14 protein-coding genes and 1 riboswitch are annotated in these 17,012 nt (G+C 59.4%); of the genes, 7 read left to right on the forward strand and 7 right to left on the reverse strand.

From position 1 onward, the window contains the following. The first annotated feature begins 3 nt into the window (after positions 1-3). Genes V7Q49_RS05815 through dmsD form a run of 3 tightly spaced genes read left to right on the forward strand, consistent with a single transcriptional unit; the run spans position 4 to position 2,120 of the window. On the forward strand, positions 4-621 hold the full coding sequence (locus tag V7Q49_RS05815) for a DMSO/selenate family reductase complex B subunit (RefSeq protein ID WP_333849791.1): 618 nt from the start codon (positions 4-6) through the stop codon (positions 619-621). Between the two features lies 1 nt (position 622). After that, the gene (locus V7Q49_RS05820) at positions 623-1,477 is read left to right on the forward strand and encodes a dimethyl sulfoxide reductase anchor subunit family protein (RefSeq protein ID WP_333849792.1); all 855 of its coding nucleotides are present in this window, start codon (positions 623-625) and stop codon (positions 1,475-1,477) included. A 43-nt stretch (positions 1,478-1,520) separates the two neighbouring features. After that, a complete protein-coding gene (gene dmsD, locus V7Q49_RS05825; RefSeq protein ID WP_333849793.1) occupies positions 1,521-2,120 on the forward strand; it encodes a Tat proofreading chaperone DmsD in 600 nt (199 codons plus the stop codon). Between the two features lie 16 nt (positions 2,121-2,136). On the opposite strand, the gene atzF is transcribed toward dmsD, so the two are convergent. The 7 genes from atzF to V7Q49_RS05860 form a co-directional block, all read right to left on the reverse strand. Next, the gene (gene atzF / locus V7Q49_RS05830) at positions 2,137-3,936 is read right to left on the reverse strand and encodes an allophanate hydrolase (protein WP_333849794.1); all 1,800 of its coding nucleotides are present in this window, start codon (positions 3,934-3,936) and stop codon (positions 2,137-2,139) included. After that, entirely contained in the window at positions 3,933-7,535 is a 3,603-nt protein-coding gene (uca, locus tag V7Q49_RS05835; protein WP_333849795.1) for an urea carboxylase, read from the reverse strand. The genes atzF and uca overlap by 4 nt, the downstream gene beginning before the upstream one ends. A gap of 152 nt (positions 7,536-7,687) precedes the next feature. Beyond that, positions 7,688-8,320 carry an urea amidolyase associated protein UAAP2 gene (locus tag V7Q49_RS05840; RefSeq protein ID WP_333849796.1) on the reverse strand — a complete coding sequence of 211 codons (633 nt, stop codon included), beginning with the start codon at positions 8,318-8,320 and terminating at the stop codon, positions 7,688-7,690. An 11-nt stretch (positions 8,321-8,331) separates the two neighbouring features. After that, positions 8,332-9,042, reverse strand: coding sequence for an urea amidolyase associated protein UAAP1 (locus V7Q49_RS05845; RefSeq protein WP_333849797.1), 711 nt, complete (start codon positions 9,040-9,042; stop codon positions 8,332-8,334). 4 nt (positions 9,043-9,046) lie between these two features. Further along, positions 9,047-9,823 carry an ABC transporter ATP-binding protein gene (locus V7Q49_RS05850; protein ID WP_333849798.1) on the reverse strand — a complete coding sequence of 259 codons (777 nt, stop codon included), beginning with the start codon at positions 9,821-9,823 and terminating at the stop codon, positions 9,047-9,049. After that, positions 9,820-10,635 (reverse strand): ABC transporter permease, encoded by an 816-nt coding sequence (locus V7Q49_RS05855; RefSeq protein ID WP_333849799.1) that lies wholly within the window; start codon positions 10,633-10,635, stop codon positions 9,820-9,822. The genes V7Q49_RS05850 and V7Q49_RS05855 overlap by 4 nt, the downstream gene beginning before the upstream one ends. A 17-nt stretch (positions 10,636-10,652) precedes the next feature. Further along, complete coding sequence (locus V7Q49_RS05860; protein ID WP_333849800.1) at positions 10,653-11,711, reverse strand: putative urea ABC transporter substrate-binding protein; 1,059 nt, start codon at positions 11,709-11,711, stop codon at positions 10,653-10,655. A 57-nt stretch (positions 11,712-11,768) separates the two neighbouring features. Then, a riboswitch (guanidine-I (ykkC/yxkD leader) is annotated at positions 11,769-11,867 on the reverse strand. 1,057 nt (positions 11,868-12,924) lie between these two features. Here V7Q49_RS05860 and V7Q49_RS05865 point away from each other — a divergent pair. The 4 genes from V7Q49_RS05865 (at position 12,925) to V7Q49_RS05880 (ending at position 17,012) form a co-directional block, all read left to right on the forward strand. Next, on the forward strand, positions 12,925-13,662 hold the full coding sequence (locus V7Q49_RS05865) for a hypothetical protein (RefSeq protein ID WP_333849801.1): 738 nt from the start codon (positions 12,925-12,927) through the stop codon (positions 13,660-13,662). Between the two features lie 90 nt (positions 13,663-13,752). Then, positions 13,753-14,235, forward strand: coding sequence for a hypothetical protein (locus V7Q49_RS05870; RefSeq protein WP_333849802.1), 483 nt, complete (start codon positions 13,753-13,755; stop codon positions 14,233-14,235). Positions 14,236-14,361: 126 nt separating this feature from the next. Beyond that, positions 14,362-15,498: a tellurite resistance domain protein gene (locus tag V7Q49_RS05875; protein ID WP_333849803.1), complete on the forward strand. Its 1,137-nt coding sequence runs from the start codon at positions 14,362-14,364 to the stop codon at positions 15,496-15,498. A 50-nt stretch (positions 15,499-15,548) separates the two neighbouring features. After that, positions 15,549-17,012: an SrfA family protein gene (locus V7Q49_RS05880; protein WP_333849804.1), complete on the forward strand. Its 1,464-nt coding sequence runs from the start codon at positions 15,549-15,551 to the stop codon at positions 17,010-17,012.

Genomic DNA, 17,012 nt, shown 5'->3' on the forward strand with positions numbered 1-17,012 from the left:
CCGATGACCACTCAGTATGGATTTTTTATTGATTCCAGCCGCTGCACCGGGTGTAAAACCTGCGAGCTGGCGTGCAAGGATTACAAGGACCTGACCCCGGACGTCAGCTTCCGTCGTATCTACGAGTACGCGGGCGGTGACTGGCAGGAGGACAACGGGGTCTGGCATCAGAACGTGTTTGCCTATTACCTCTCCATCGCCTGCAACCACTGCGAGGATCCGGCCTGCACCAAAGTCTGCCCCAGCGGGGCGATGCACAAGCGCGACGACGGCTTTGTGGTGGTGAATGAAGATGTCTGCATCGGGTGTCGCTACTGCCATATGGCCTGCCCGTACGGTGCTCCGCAGTACAACGCCGCCAAAGGCCATATGACCAAGTGCGACGGCTGTCACGAGCGCGTGGCGGAGGGCCACAAGCCGATCTGCGTCGAATCCTGCCCGCTGCGGGCCCTGGACTTCGGCCCGATTGAGGCGTTGCGTAAGAAACACGGCAAGCTGGCGGCCGTCGCCCCGCTGCCATCGGCGCACTTCACGAAGCCGGGTATTGTCATAAAACCTAACGCCAACAGCCGACCCACGGGTGATACCACCGGCTATCTGGCCAATCCGCAGGAGGTGTGAGATGGGAAATGGATGGCATGAATGGCCGCTGGTCATTTTTACCGTGTTCGGCCAGTGCGTGGCCGGGGCGCTGATTGTGGCAGGCGGAGCCTGGCTTCGCGAGCGTGACCCGCAGGCGAGGTACCGTCTGGTGCGCAGCATGTTCTTTTTGTGGCTGGTGATGGGGGTGGGTTTTGTCGCCTCGGTGCTGCACCTCGGCTCGCCGCTGCGCGCCTTTAACTCCCTGAATCGGGTCGGTGCTTCCGGTCTGAGCAACGAAATTGCCAGCGGCGCGCTGTTCTTTGCCGTGGGCGGCTTCTGGTGGTTAGTGGCCATGCTCGGCAAGATGCCTGCGGCGCTCGGTAAACTCTGGCTGGTACTGAGCATGGTGCTGGGGCTGGTCTTCGTCTGGGCGATGACCCGCGTGTATCAGATTGACACGGTGCCGACCTGGCATAACGGCTACACCACGCTGAATTTCTTCCTGACGATGCTGCTCGCCGGCCCGCTGTTTGCCGCCCTGCTGATGCGGCTGGCGCGGATGCCGTTTAACGGCCCGACGGCGGCAGGGATCTCGGTGGTGGCGCTGTTGACCAGCGCGGCGGCTGTGGTGCTGCAAAGTGGCGATCTCGGGACGATCCACAGTTCCGTTCAGCAGGCCAACGCCCTGGTGCCGGATTATGGTTCCCTGCAGGTGTGGCGTATCATACTGCTCGCGGCCGGGCTGGGCTGCTGGCTGTGCGCGCTGGTGCGTCGAAAAGTGCCTGGTTTACCGGGGCTTACGCTGGGGCTGCTGCTGGTGGTGGCCGGAGAGCTTATTGGCCGTGGCGTCTTCTACGGCCTGCATATGACCGTAGGTATGGCGATTGCCGGATAATCTGTCAGCGCGGGGCAACCCGCGCCGTTCAAGGAATGCAGTAATGAATGAAGGTTTTGCATTTACCGCCCGGGTACTGGGCGCACTGTTTTATTTCGCCCCGGACAGCGAGCAGGCTGCCCCGCTGGTAACCGCCCTGACCGAGGGCGACTGGCAGCAGGACTGGCCGCTGCCGCCCGGGCAGTTAGCCCCCATCGCCGAGGCCCTGCGCCAGCAGGCTGACGAACCGCTCCCCGATGCCTGGCAGCGGCTGTTTATCGGCCCCTGGGCGCTGCCCGCGCCGCCGTGGGGATCGGTCTGGCTGGATCGCGAATCGGTGCTGTTCGGCGACTCCACCCTGGCGCTGCGCCAGTGGATGCGCGACAACGGTATCGCTTTTGAGATGGTGCAGAACGAACCGGAAGATCACGTTGGCACCCTGCTGCTGCTGGCCGCGTGGCTGGCAGAAACTGGCCGCAACGCGGAGCGGGATCAGCTCCTGGCCTGGCATCTTCTGCCGTGGAGCACCCGTTTTCTCGCCGTGTTTGTCGAAAGCGCGGGCCATCCGTTCTACCGCGCGCTGGGACAGCTGGCCCAGCTGACGCTCGCCGACTGGCAGTCCACGCTGCTGATCCCGGTGGCAGAGAAGCCGCTCTACCGTTAACGCTATGCCTGGCTGCTCACCGCTGGTGGGCAAGCCAGGCTCTCCAGCCGCCAAACGATGTGATATCACGCGCCCCCTGCAGACCATACTCCTCGCAGATAAACCCCGTTAACCAGCGCCCGTCCTCCAGCTCAACGTTACCCAGCCCCAGCGGTGCCGGGATCCCGGCCAGAAACGATCCCACTTCGGCATGCGGCAGGTCCCACACCTCAACGGCAATGGCCGCCCCCTGTTCGCGGTCGCGTACCATGCCGGGGCGTTTCCCGTCGGCCAGCGCATACAGCCGATAGTGCGGCGCGCTGCGGGTGGCCTGGCGGAGCGTTGCCCCGCGCTGGCGCAGCTGGTGGTTCAGCGCCAGTCCGTCGAGATGCGCCCCACAGACCACCACCGACAGGCGATCGTGAGTGGCTGTCGTTGCAGGTTCCGCAGCCTGGATCTGACGCCCGCCCGGCAGAGCCAGCTGCTGGTGACGTTGTAACGTATCGGCCAGGCTGAGCAGATACTGATCGGTAAAGGCCCGGCCAAACAGCGTCACCCCTGACGGCAGGCCGTTCGTCATGAAGCCCGCAGGCACCGCCACAGCGGCATAGTCCAGCAGGTTCATAAAGTTGGTGTAGACGCCCAGCTCGGAATTGCGTTTTACCGGCTCCTCCGCCAGTTCCGCCAGGGTCACCGGGCGCGGATAGGTCGGGGTTAACACACAGTCGAGATCCGCCATGATGCCGTCACAGAGGGTGTTGAAATGCTGAAGCTTGTACTGGGCGCCAAACGCCGCCACCGCGTCGAAGCCGGGCGCTTTGCGCAGCACATCGCGGATCACCGGCAGGACCGCCTCCGGCTGCTGCTCGATCAGTTTCCCGGCAAGGTGATAACGCTCCGCCACCCACGGGCCGTCGTACAGCAGCGTCGCCGCGGCTAAAAACGGGGTGAAGTCGATGGTCACCGGGATACCGCCCAGGGCGATTAAGCGGTTTTTTGCAGCGTGAAATAGCGCCTCGCTCTCCTCGCAGCCGAGAAACTCCAGCCGGTCCGGCACGCCAAAGCGGAAACCTTTTTCAGGCATGCCGAACGCCTGCGCCCCGTTCCATGCCGGATTGGCGCGGCTGTAGTCGTCGCGCGGATCTTTCACCGCCGTCAGGGCCAGCAGCCGGCTGGCCTCGGCGGCGGTGGCGGTAAAGAAGGTCACGCAGTCCAGAGTGCGGCAGGCGGGTACTACCCCCGCCGTGGAGACTAACCCTTTGGTCGCCTTCAGCCCCACCAGGTTATTCAGCGACGCGGGCACGCGCCCGCTTCCGGCGGTGTCGGTGCCGAGAGCAAAGCTGGCCAGCCCCAGCGCCACGGCCAGCGACGAACCGGAGCTGGATCCTCCCGCCGGATAGGCCGCGTTGACGCTGTTGCGGCAGAGGCCATAGGGCGAGCGCGTGCCGTTTAAGCCGGTGGCGAACTGATCAAGATTGGTTTTGCCCAGCGGAAGGGCCCCCAGCGCAATCAGCTGCGCCACGATGGTCGCATCCCGATCCGCCCGGTACGCAAACGCCGGGCAGGCTGCGGTGGTGACAATGCCCGCCAGATCGATATTGTCCTTGATGGCAAAGGGCACGCCGTAGAGCGGCAGGGTCTGCGGCGACGTGCCCTCCAGCGCGGCGAGGTACGGCTCCAGCTCCTCTGGCGTGAGGAGATAAATAAAGGCATTGAACTCAGGGTTGAGCGCCAGCGCCCGTTCACGCAGGGTGGCCATCACCTCCCGCGGCGTAAAGCGGCCGTCGCGGTAAGCCTGCGCCAGTACATCGAGGCGTAAATCATAGGGATGCATCATGCTGTTTTCTCCAGAACCACCACACACTGACCCGCGCGCACCGGGGAGCCCGGCTGGACGCGCACCTGGCTGACCACCCCGTCCTGCGTGGCCACCAGCGGGATCTCCATCTTCATCGACTCCAGCACCACCAGTACATCGCCCTCGCGAACCTGCTGACCGGGCTCAACGCTCACCTGCCACAGATTGCCGGAGACCGGGCTGTCGATGCCTGCCTGCCCTGGCATGAGCGGGGTATCTTCGCCCTCCTCCGCCAGCACGTCGCTGCTGTCGAAATGCGCCTGGCCGTTAGCGATCCAGCGCTCGCGCTCGGCTTTAAACGCCCCCTGCTGGTGGGTGCGAAACGCCGCAATGCCCTGGGCTTCGTCAGCGAGGAACTGCTGATAGTCGGCCAGCTTCAGGGTGGTGTGCTCGATGCGCAGCGGGTAACGCCCCAGCGGGAAATCGCGGCGGATGGTAAGCAGCTCGTCGGCAGAGACCGGGTAGAAGCGGATCTGGTCGAAGAAGCGCAGCAGCCAGGGCTTGCCGCCGAAATCCTCTACCGCGTGATAGCGGCTCCACATCTGCAATGTGCGCCCGACAAACTGATACCCGCCCGGCCCTTCCATACCGTAGACGCACAGATAGGCCCCGCCGATGCCCACCGAGTTCTCCGCCGTCCAGGTGCGCGCCGGGTTGTACTTGGTGGTCACCAGACGGTGACGCGGATCCAGCGGCGTGGCTACCGGCGCGCCGAGATAGACATCCCCCAGCCCCATCACCAGATAGCTGGCATCGAACACCGTTTTGTAGACTTCATCCACGTTCGCCAGGTCGTTAATGCGGCGGATAAATTCGAGGTTGCTCGGACACCAGGGCGCGTCCCGCCGCACGGTGGTCATGTATTTATCGATAGCTTTCTGACAGGCCGGATCGTCCCAGGAGAGCGGCAGCCAGACGACGCGCGATGGCACCTCCAGCGACGCCTGCTCGCAAACGCTCTGCCACAACCCAGAGACCACCTCCAGCAGCGCCGTCAGGCTGAGCGCCTCGGGTTGATAGTGAATTTGCAGGGAGCGAATGCCGGGGGTCAGATCGATCACCCCGTTCAGCGCCCGCGCCTCCAGGGCCTGCATCAGGGCGTGGGCGCGAAAACGCAGGACCAGATCCAGCTCCGGGTCGCCAATCTCCAGCAGCAGATGGGTGTCACCGGAGAGGCGCGCTACCAGCCGTTTATCGGACTGCCCCTGCTCCAGCACCACCGGCGAAGCGATTTCCACAGGCTGCCAGTCAACGTTCTGCGGATGCAGGCTGCGGATCTGTGCCTCCTGCGCCTGGGCCAGACGTCGGGCGGTGGCGATGTCGACGGGCACAAAGCGCACTTTATCCCCTGCTTTCAACTGCCCGACCGCGTGCAGGTCGGCCTCAATGATGGTAACCGGACAGACAAATCCGCCCAGGCTTGGGCCATCCGGGCCGAGGATCACCGGCATATCGCCGGTAAAATCCACCGCGCCAATGGCGTAAGGGTTGTCGTGGATGTTCGACGGATGCAGCCCCGCCTCGCCGCCGCTGTCGCGCACCCACTCGGGTTTAGGGCCGATCAGGCGCACGCCGGTGCGGCTGGAGTTGAAATGCACTTCCCAGGCAGTGGCAAAAAAGGTCTGCATGTATTCCGGGGTGAAATACTCCGGCGCGCCGTGCGGGCCGTAGATCACCCGCAGTTCGCGCACGGCGTTCAGGGTGGTGCGTAAGGCCTGGGGCAGCGCCTGCTCCGGGCATGGCGAAGTTAAGGGCGAAATGTGCAGCACGTCGCCGGTACGCAGAGCGCGGCCGGCGTGGCCGCCAAACTGCCCGAGGGTAAAGGTGCTTTTGCTGCCGAGGTAATCCGGAACGTTAAACCCGCCGCGCAGACAAAGATAGCTGCGCACGCCGTCGCCTGTGATATCCCCCATCCGTAGCGTCATGCCGCTGCGAACATCAACCACCCGGTTGTTGTCCAGCGGCTCGCCGTCCAGCGTGAGGACAATCTCTGCCCCGGTCACCACCAGCTGCGCATCGCAGTTGAATTTCAGCGTCGGGCCGCTGAGGGTGATCTCCAGCGCCGCGGCGCGATCGTCGTTGCCCAGCAGACGGTTGCCGAGACGCAGCGCCCGGCTGTCCATCGGCCCGGACGGTGGCACCCCTACCGCCCAGTAACCCGTGCGCCCCGGATAATCCTGCACCGTGGTTTGCGTTCCGGCGCTCAGCACCTCAAGGGTTGCGGCCTGGTAAGTCAGCCCTTCCAGACAGCGGGTCCAGGGCTCACCGCTGGCAAATGGCGTGAAGGTTAAAATCTGTTGCAGGTAGCTGCGGTTGGTCTCCACTCCGTACAGGCGGGTTTCGCCCAGTGCGGTGTGCAGGGCCTCAATGGCCGCGTCACGCGTGGGCTGCCAGGCGATGATTTTCGCCAGCATCGGATCAAAAAAGGGCGGCACGTCGCAGCCGGACTCGACCCAGCTGTCGATACGCAGGCTACGGCGATCGTCCGCCGGGAACACCACCTCGGTGAGCAGGCCGGGTGAAGGCTGGAACTGACGGCCCGGATCTTCGGCATACACCCGCGCCTGAATGGCGTGGCCCGCGGGGGTCAGGTTTTCCGCCAGAGCGGCCAGCGGAGGCAGGGTTCCGGCCGCCAGCGCAATCATCCAGCGTACCAGATCCACGCCCCACACCTGCTCGGTGACGCCGTGCTCCACCTGCAGCCGGGTATTCACCTCGAGGAAGTAGAACCGGGCGGCGTCGCTGTCGTAGACGAACTCCACGGTGCCCGCGCTGCGGTAGTTAACCGCTTTGCCGAGCTTGATCGCCGCCTGGCAGAGCGCGTCCGCCATGCCCTCCGGCAGGTTCGGCGCGGGCGTCTCTTCCAGCACCTTCTGGTTCCGACGCTGCACCGAGCAGTCGCGCACGCCGAGGGCGATCACCTCGCCTTCGCCGTCGCCAAACAGCTGCACTTCGAGATGACGCGCCCGCTCGATGTACTTCTCAATAAACACGCCCGCATCGCTGAAGTTGTTTTTCCCCAGCCGCACAACCGCGTCGAAGGCATCATCGAGTTCCATCGCGGTATAACAGACGCGCATACCGATCCCGCCCCCGCCCGCGGTGCTTTTCAGCATCACCGGGTAGCCAACCTGTTCCGCTGCTTCCAGCGCCTCATTCACGTCCGCCAGCAGTTCGGTGCCCTCCAGCATCGGCACGCCGTGCGCTTTTGCCAGCGCCCGGGCGGTGTGTTTCAGGCCAAACAGGCGCAACTGCTCCGGCGTGGGGCCGACGAAGGCAATCCCCGCCGCCTCGCAGGCTTCGGCAAAGGCGGCGTTCTCTGAGAGAAAACCGTAGCCGGGATGGATCGCCTGAGCGCCGCTGGCTTTTGCCGCGGCGATGATTTTGTCGCTGACCAGATAGGTGTTCGCCGCCGGACCGTCGCCCAGGCTCAGGGCCTCATCGGCTTCACGAATGTGCAGGCTGCTGATATCCGCATCGGAATAGACCGCCACGCCGCCAATGTTCATGTCGCGCAGCGTGCGCAGGATGCGGCAGGCAATCGCCCCGCGGTTGGCAATCAGGAGTTTCGTCAACATAGTTCGGACTCAATCGTGGCGGGTCGTCCCGCCGAAAATTGGCTCACCGCATGGTCGTCCACGGGGAAAAAACGTTTACGGCAGGATCCGTCCGGCGCGCACTGCAAACAGGCGGTAGAGCATCTGGCGCAGGCGCTGCCAGCGGGTAGGCGTCAGTTCCATACCAGCACCTCCGCAGGGGTCGGGTTCCAGCCGTTGCAGGGGTTGTTCAGCTGCGGGCAGTTGGAGATCAGCACGATGACGTTGCACTCCGCGCGCAGCTCGACGTATTTGCCCGGCGCGGAGATACCGTCGGCAAAGGTCAGCCCGCCCTGCGGAGTCACCGGCACGTTCATAAAGAAGTTGATGTTGGCCGCGATATCGCGCTTTTGCAGGCGGCCATCGTGCAGACAGGCGCAAAGGAAGTTATCCCGACAGCTGTGCATATGGCGTTTGTCGAGGGCATAGCGCACGGTGTTGCTCTCCTGAGCGCAGGCCCCCCCGAGGGTGTCGTGACGCCCGCAGGTATCGGCCACAATGGTCAGCAGCGGGTTGCCGAGGTTCGAGTAGAGCACGCTGCCGCGAGTCAGATAGGCGTTGTTCTGCCGACGCAGCGTGCGCTGAGCATCGTAGCGCTCCCGCGGGTTATCGGCGTTATAGAACAGAGTATCCACCGCCTGGTTACCCTCCAGATCCAGCAGGCGCAGGGTCTGGCCCTTTTTCACTTCAAACAGGTACGGCTCGCCCGCCGGGATCACGTGGCGGAAGGTCGCCTCCTGAGGCTGTTTTTCGCGGACATTAGTCATCTTGCGGCTCCTTACAGGGCGAAAAGTTGGGTGTTGGTGATGGCGCGGCCGTTTTCCGGGCGCGTGAGGAGCGCGTTAATGGCCTCCTCCTCGTCCTCTGCCTGCCGCCAGCTCAGCTGCACCGGGCGCGGGGCATACTCGGTGGAGGGATCCATCGGATGTTGCAGGGCGGTCATGACGATCAGGGTGTCCATCGGGGCGAACAGCTCCACGTAACTTCCCGGCTGCGAGTGGCCGCGGTGGAAGCTGAACGTCCCGTGGGCATCCACGGTCACTTTGCTGAAGAAGTTGACCACCATCAGAAGGTCTTCGAGGTTGAGATCCCATTTGCCCATCTCCACCAGCAGGTTGTCGGTGCCGTTGCGGAAGAAGCCGTTGCGCAGCTCCTGATAACGTCCCTGGCCATATTTTTCCGTCACTTCGGCGGCATTGAGCACGCCGCCGAACGGATCGTGCCAGCCGCTGGTATCGGCGGTAATGCCCGCCAGCACCCGGCCCATATCGGAGTAAAAGCAGTGCCCGGCGGTCAGGCGCGCGGTGTGCTGGCCTTTCAGGGTGTCCGGCAGGTTCAGGCGTTCGCTCTTCTCGTGCGGGTTGAGCATCATCAGACTGACGTTCGCCCCGCCGTCGAGGTCGGTCATGCGCAGGATCTGCCCGCGTTTGAGCACAAACGAGAGGTGGCCGCCGCCCGGCAGGATCTCTTCACGTAAAGTCGTATTCATAGTGTTAACCCCTTAAGGCATAAACGTTGTCGGGAGCCGAACCGCTCAGGCTGGAGAGCCGTGTCTCGTTGAGCGGGATGTCATAGGTGATGCGCGCCCCGTAGGCGTTTGGGGCCTGCGGATCGAGGCGCACCTTGTCGAACACCAGCAGGCGGGTGCCGAGGTTGAAGCCTTCGGAGAGATCGTGGGTGACCATGAACACCGTCATGCGGGTTTCGCCCCACAGCTGGAGCAGCAGCGCGTGCATGTCTTTGCGGATGCCGGGATCCAGCGCGCCAAAAGGTTCGTCCAGCAGCAACACGCGGGGCTGCATGATAAAGGCCTGAGCGATGGCGAGGCGCTGCTGCATGCCGCCGGAGAGCTGGGCGGGATATTTATCCAGGGCATGGCCAAGGCCGACCTTTTTCAGCATCTCCGCGGCCTGCCCGCGCGCGGCGCGTTTTTTCGCACCAAACAGCCGTCCGAACAGCGGGGATTTTGGTAGTTCGAGGCCGATGGCGACGTTATCCAGCACGCTGAGGTGCGGAAAGACCGAGTAGCGCTGGAATACCACGCCCCGGCGGCTGTCCGGCTCGGCGGTCAACGGTTTGCCGTCCAGGGTGATCGAGCCCCGGCTCGGCGTCTCCTGCCCGAGCAGCAGGCGCAGAAAGGTTGATTTCCCGCAGCCGGACGCCCCGACCATCGAGCAGAACTCGCCCTCGTTGATCTGCAGATTCAGGCGCTCCAGCACCACATGGTCGCCGTACTCCTGCCAGATATTGTTGATGGTGATAAAACTCATGCTTTCCCTCCTTCTGCCCACGGGAAGCAGGTTTTGTGCAGCTGGCGCAGGGCCAGATCCATCAGCCACGCCAGCAGGGTGATCCACAGGACATAGGGGATAATCACGTCCATCGCCATATAGCGGCGGACGAGGAAAATGCGGTAACCCAGCCCGGCGGTGGAGGAGATCGCCTCCGCCGAGATGAGGAATAACCAGGCGGAACCGAGCAGCAGGCGCAGCGAGGTGAGCAGGCGCGACAGGAGCTGCGGCAGCACCACCCGCAGCACCAGCGTCCAGCTGTTGGCCCCCAGGGTCTGGGCTTTGATCAGGATCTCCGGCGGGATTTCACAGGCGCGATGCTCCAGATCCCGCGCCAGCATCGGGGTGATGCCGATAACAATCAGCATCACTTTCGACAGCTCATCCAGCCCGAAGACGATAAACAGCACCGGTAAAATCGCCAGCGGCGGCACCAACGACAGCACCGTCATCAGCGGCGACAGCGACGCGCGCCACAGGGGAAACACCCCGGCGGTGACGCCGATGCACAGGCCGATCAGCGAGGCGATCCCTAATCCCACCAGCAGACGGGCCAGGCTCACCAGGGTATCGACCCAGAACAGGTACTCGCCGCTGCGTTTATCCGGGGTAAAAGCCATCCGCGAGATCGCATCCAGCATCTGCTGCAGGCCGGGCAGCAGCTTGTCCTGGGGGTTAGCCTCAAGCCGCACCGCCGAGCCAAAAAAGTAGGCGGCCAGCAGCAGGACGAAGGGCAACATCACCAGCATCAGCCGCATGCCCGGGGTGGGATGACGATTTATTTGGCGCATGGAGACTCCGTCAGTCATTACAGCTGGCCCGCAGCGGCCATTTTCACGAAGCTGTCGTCAAAGCGCAGTTTGACGTTGCTGGCATCACCCTGGGTCACATTGCCCGGGAAGCGCATACCGATAAAATCGGCGCTCTGCGCGCCATCGCCCAACAGCCCTTTCTCAAAGGAGAACGCCGCCACCCGCTGCATGGTTTTCGCCAGCTCCGCCGAGGTGATAAAGGCGATGTTGTCCTGCGGGGTGTAGAACAGGTGGGTGGTTTTTAGCTGCGCCTGATAGCCGGTGAGATCGGTCCCGGACGCCGCCGCCATCGCATTCAGGGCGTTAGCATCCTGGGCTTTCATCAGGCCCATCATCTCGTACCACGCGCCGGTGAGCGCTTTGCCCAGCGCCGGGTTGTCCTTGAGGGTTTCGCTGTTGACCACCATCATGTCGATCAGCTCGCCCGGCACCTGCGAGGAGCTGAACACCTCGGTGGTTTTTGGCGTGCCTTTGATGACCGAAAGCTGCGGGTTCCAGGCGACGGCGGCCTGTACATTGGCGGTATTAAAGGCCGAGACGATATCCGCATCCGAGGTATTCACCACGGTGACGTCTTTCTCCGCTAGTCCGGCTTTTTCCAGCCCGCGCACCAACAGGTAGTGGGAAACGGACAGCTCTGGCAGATAGATTTTCATGCCTTTCAGGTCGGTAAGGGTTTTGCCCTCGCCTTTCATCACTACGCCGTCGTTGCCTTCCGAGTAGCTGCCGAGGATTAGCGCCGTGGAGTCCACCCCACCCGCCGCCGGAATGGTCAGCGCGTCCATGTTGGTCATGGTGCAGCCGTCGAACTGGCCGGCGGTGTACTGGTTGATGGATTCGATGTAATCGTTGAGCTGGACAACGTTGATTTTGATGCCGTACTTGTCGGCCCATTTATCGATGATTTTGTTGGTGCTGATGGTGCCCCAGGGCATCCAGCCTGCGTAGATGGTCCAGCAGACGTTGAACTCTTTTTTGACGGCAGCAACGGTGGGGAGACTGACCAGCATCGCCAGCGACAGGATAAGAGAGCGGAGTAATGGCGTTTTCTTCATGCTTTACCTCTGAGTGGCACAAAATAAGGGGGCAGCGCGACACCCTCTGGTGCTGCTGTCTCCCGGGCTTTTGTCCCGCCGTGTAACCTCTCAGAGGTCGCCAGCTCTTGGACCAGCCATTCACCAAAGTGAACCGGAACCCTAGCCAGCTATTTTCATGTTGTGTGGTGCTGCCCTTTCAGATCTAGCTAAGCAAGGTATGTGCCAGGAAATTTTTGTCAGGTTTATTAGGGAATTGGGAAATTGTGCGGATCAGGTTTCACTGTTTTGGTGAGGAGGTGCGGGATGGGTGCACTGCGGTGGTGCTGTGCAGCAGGAATTTGATGGAGTACATCACAGCTTAAACAGGTGGTAATAGCCGTTCTTCCTGTCCACGCGTGAGGGTTGCATTACTCTGGTTAATCCCGTTGTTATTTAAGACGCGGCCACCTGGGCTCGCCGATATGGCTGGCTCGTTCTTCACAATTACATGAATCGGTGAACCTGTCATAAAACCCAGCAGCTTATCCGCCAGGAGGCGGGCCAGAAACTTTATTGTCGGGCTACTTTCACCCACATTACTTTCAAGAAAGTAACCAAGCCATCTTATTTAGAAAAAGGTGAAATCAAGAAATATATTTGAAATAGTTCAGCATCATTTAGAAACCTTGTTAACATGAAGTTGCAACCATTTACTACAAATTTACAGCCGATTTCTGAAAAAAATCCATTCACAACTACCAATTATGGTGTTTTTTTGGCTAATAAAAATAGTTCTCTCAATCAACAGATTAACGCTGTAAATCAAATCTTCATTCAGCGTTAAATTAAATTCACATCGTGGAGGAACGGAGTATAATCAGAATGCTTTTTTATGGATGCTGAGCAAAGCTACTCTCTATCGATAAGCCACGACGGATCGTTTCACACCGATTTATTGTGCACATTAAATCAACAGAGTAAGTTTGATCCGCATCACAAATTGATATAAGAACAATTTTTAGCATGGCAAACGACTATTAATATATACAGCCGCCAATTCGCCTCTTAATAGTTACACTACGAAATTAATGCCTTGCTTAGTATTGCGATTTTTTGGTTTTGTAGGGATATCTGTTTTCATTCTATAAAAAACGCAGAATTCTAATTTGCCCCTACATCATCATTACTTAAATAAAATTTATTTATCACACAGCCTTTATCGCGTTGCTTATTTCATTTTAAGGAAAAAAAAGTGCTTATCTTTAATCGAACAGCTATCTGCCTCATGGTTTCCGCAACCCTGTTATTAAGCGGCTGCGCCAATACCGGAAGCTCTCTGCTATCTGGAACAAAACCCGACCCGCGTCTGACCACCACAGAGCAATCCCGGTTCTTTAGCGCTTCCGGCGCGCAAGGTTGTGGTGTTGGCGCGTTGTCAGGTGCTGCCCTCGGTGCGCTGGTTGGCGCGCTGGCCGGCGATACCAAAAAAGCGGTAGCGGGTGCAGCCATTGGTGGCGCTGCGGGATGTGCTGCGGGTATGACGGCTAACTACTACCTTGATGGCCTGAAAAAAGATTATGCCTCGACATCCGATCGCCTGCAGGCAATGGATACGGACATCAGCAAAGATACTGCGGCGGTGGAAAAATCAACTCTCGCAATGAAGCAGGTTATCAGCGAAAACCAGGCCACTTTAACCAAAATTAGCATTCAAAAAGATCAGGCCGGTTTTGATAAAGCGGGCGCTAAAGCCCAGCTAGCGCAAATCGACGCCAATATCAGCAAGATGAAAGAGACGATGAAAGGCATGAAGGAGAAAGAATCTGCCTATAAAGTCGCTTTCCAGGGGCAAACCGCCACCTCAACCCCTGATAAAAACAAGATGGAAAGCCTGAATAAAGAGTATGCAGCGCTGACGAGTAAGATTAGCGACCTGGAAAAAGAGACTAACGAATTTTACGAACAACGCCAGGCGATCTCTCTGGGCTAACAAACTTTGGCCGATAGCCTTATCGGCCTTTTTTTACAGCGGCTTTAGCCTGTAAAGCCGCGTTATTTTACTCAGTTTATGGACAATTAGATGAGAAAATACCTCCTGCTCTCCGTAATCGTACTTACCGGCTGTGCCACCTCCCCGCAGGACTGTGATTTACATACACAAGACCCGAGCTTTATCACCAAACTGAGCTGCGCGACTTCCGGGGGTTATCGCCAGCAGGTTGATCAAAAAGAGCAGCAGGTTCGACTCAGCCAGTATAAAAATGAGTCGGCAAAGCAACAGCAAGCCTACGCCCAAAACCGGGAGCAAAATGTTAATCAGCAGGTTGCCGATGAACAAGCAAGGTTAAATGCCGTGCGCTCGGATCTGTCGCAAACGCTCACCCAACTGAAATCCAGCAAAATCACAAGCACTGAACAACAGCGGGAAATTAAGCAGTTGCAGGACCTGCAACGGCAATCTCAGCATGCCAGCAGCGCAAATGAAATTGCAGAAATTGAAAAGAAAGTCGCTGAAGCCAAGCGGAAAATTAAAGTCCTCGAGGAAGCCAATACGCTTCGCTAAAGGTGCAAAAAGAGGAGCCGTTCCTGTAGCGCCTCCTCTTTACGCGCTGAAGAATACGGCTCTGGCTTGTTCATATGCGGGTGTACGCATGCCGCGCAGATTATTCACAACAACAAGATTTCGGTTATGCAACGTTTAACAACTGCTGCGCCTATTGATGAAGCGACGCTGAAAATCTATGAAGAGACGGTTGCGCTCATACACCGTCATCTTCCACCGTCTCTGGCGTTGCTTTACGCCACTGCTCGTCGTAGTTCGCATGGTCACCTGGAGTGGTGGACTGAACGCCAGGGGCTGGCGAAACCCTTCTCTGCGCTCAGTGACACCGAGCAACTCGCCGTACAAAGCAAACGCCAGCAGTACCAGGATATTCTGGCAGGTTTGATCGCCCAACTGGTGGCGCGTGGTGAAGAGCAATCAGCACAGGCACTAGAAACCCTGTTAACGCATTCACAGGATCTCCACTGTTATAGCGTGGGGGGCGAACCGGTGCTGATTAACTGGGCCATCGTCAATAAAGCTACCCCGCAACCCGTCGCCGTTATCCCATGGTGGCGACGCTTTCTGCCATGGCTGTTGCTGCTGCTGTTGTTGCTACTGCTGCTGATTGCCTGCGCCTGGTGGTGGCCTAAAACATCCGCTGGCGACCTTCCCCCTCCGGTACAACACGCGTTGCCCGTCGCCAGGCCAGACGGCACGGAATTAACCCAGGCCAATCCCAGTCTTAATCTGGAAAAACGTAAAGATTACGGTCGTATAAAAATCAACCTGACATGGCTTCAGGGCAACAACACAAAGTCTGTCGACCTTGATATCGCCGCTTTTGTGCGGCTTAAAAACGGCAAGATCGGAGGTGTCGAAGCGCTGAGTAAGTTCCTCGGACACTATGACAAACCGCCCTATCTGCTGCTGAAAGAAGATCTGCGTGAAGGCAACGATCGGGGTGGTGAATGGCTCTTCATCAACGGCAGCAACTGGCAAGAGATCGATGAGGTCCTGATTTATAGCTTTATTTACGGCGGGACGGATAACTGGCGTGGAACGGGTGCCACTATCACCCTCTATGTTCCCGATCAGCCGCCGATTAAATCGACGCTGACTGATAGCAATCAGCTCAATAACGTCGCGGCAATCGCCAGACTCAAAAACGTCGATGGCACCATCAACGTTGAGCGACTTGACAGTTTCTTCCCGGATCGGGAGGCGCTGGCAAAAAAATATGGCTGGGATTTTGAATGGACGCCTGGCGCGAGCAAAAATTAGCCTGCATCACTGTGGCTTTTGTTAAATCATGGCCTTACAAGGTTTAGATAATGCGAAATTCAATTCAGGGACCACTGCTGCGTACCGGGCATAACTCCTCATTTAAGGCTTTAGGTGAAACCGGCTATCCGGTCTTCAAGATGGCTTTCCAGCTCCGTGAAGCCATTTACCGTCTTGATGCTGGACGCGATCTGGCACGTCATTTAGCCATACCGCAAAACGACCAGGGCGGGGACAGAACCGACTGGTACAGCAGTTTTCCCGGCGATGTCATCCCGTGGAGTGGAGCCAGTGAGGCGGAGCGAGAAGTAGCACGCAAGCAGTTTAGTGAGTTTCAGATGGCGGTGCAGTCACTCAGCGAACAGCTGCTCAATACAGAGCAAAGTGGTGCTGGCGGCGATCGCCGTGTCTTTGCTCAGTTGCTCAAGTCCGTGACGCACTTCCCCGATTACGACTTTGTGTATCTCGTCAACGGCATCCTGGTTATTACCTTCTGGGGATTTATTCATCCGGAGGGTGAGCAGCGTAGTCCGATGCATTGGCTAAGTCCAGCCTCGGTACCAGCGGCCCCTCTTGCGGCCGCCGCACCTCTGGTATCAGCACAGGCAGCCACAACCTCTTCTGTCGCACCTGTTGTCGAAACCGTAGTGCGCAGGCGCTGGAGCTGGCGTTGGCTACTCTGGTTGCTACTGGCATTACTGTTATTAGCGCTGTTACTGGGGCTGCTACGCGGGTGTGTACCTTCACTCTCCCTCCCCGGTCTGCCCGTCGTCTCCACAGACAAAACAGCCGTCGTGGCGGATCCTGTCGTTACACGTCCTGGGGTAAAGGTCCCTGAGGTTACAGCCCAGGTCAACCGTACCGGTTCAGAAACTGTCGTTGGATCAACTGTCGTCCCTGGCGCTTCAGAAGTGACTGCGTCAGACGCCCGGCAAGCTCGAGAGCCCATATCGCCCGCCATCCCGGGAGAGAAACCTGCCACGCAGGCTGATGGCGATGTTAACCCTCCGCCCGTGGCTGTGAGTGAAAACGGCGTTGACCAGCCAGTAACGCCTCCACCGGTACCGGGCGCTATGGATACCCAAACGGCGCCTGCCGTTCAACCTGTTACCGCACCGCCTGGAGTACCTGCGCAGGGCAAACCGCTGACGCTTCCCCCTACGCTATCCGATGGCCCGGCGCAGTTTCTCAACGGCGAATGGCGCGTGAATGGCGGTATTCAGGACAAGCTGACCGGACGCCCTCTGCAATTGCAATATAACTTTGACGAGGGCAATGGCACCGTCAGCGTCCGTCAATCCAGCGGCGTAACCTGCCGTGGCCCAGCCAACGGCAATGTGCAGCACGGCGCGCTAAGCATTAGCAATCCTGAACAAATGACCTGTAGCGACGGTTCAAACTTTATCGTGCCGACAATCGAGTGCAAATCACCGACTGCCGGTCACGCCGATTGTACTGGCAGCAATAATGGGGAAAAAACCTTCCCTATTCGCATGCTTCAACCTAATTCCTGA

Source organism: Leclercia sp., assembly GCF_036780805.1.
Lineage (GTDB): Bacteria > Pseudomonadota > Gammaproteobacteria > Enterobacterales > Enterobacteriaceae > Enterobacter.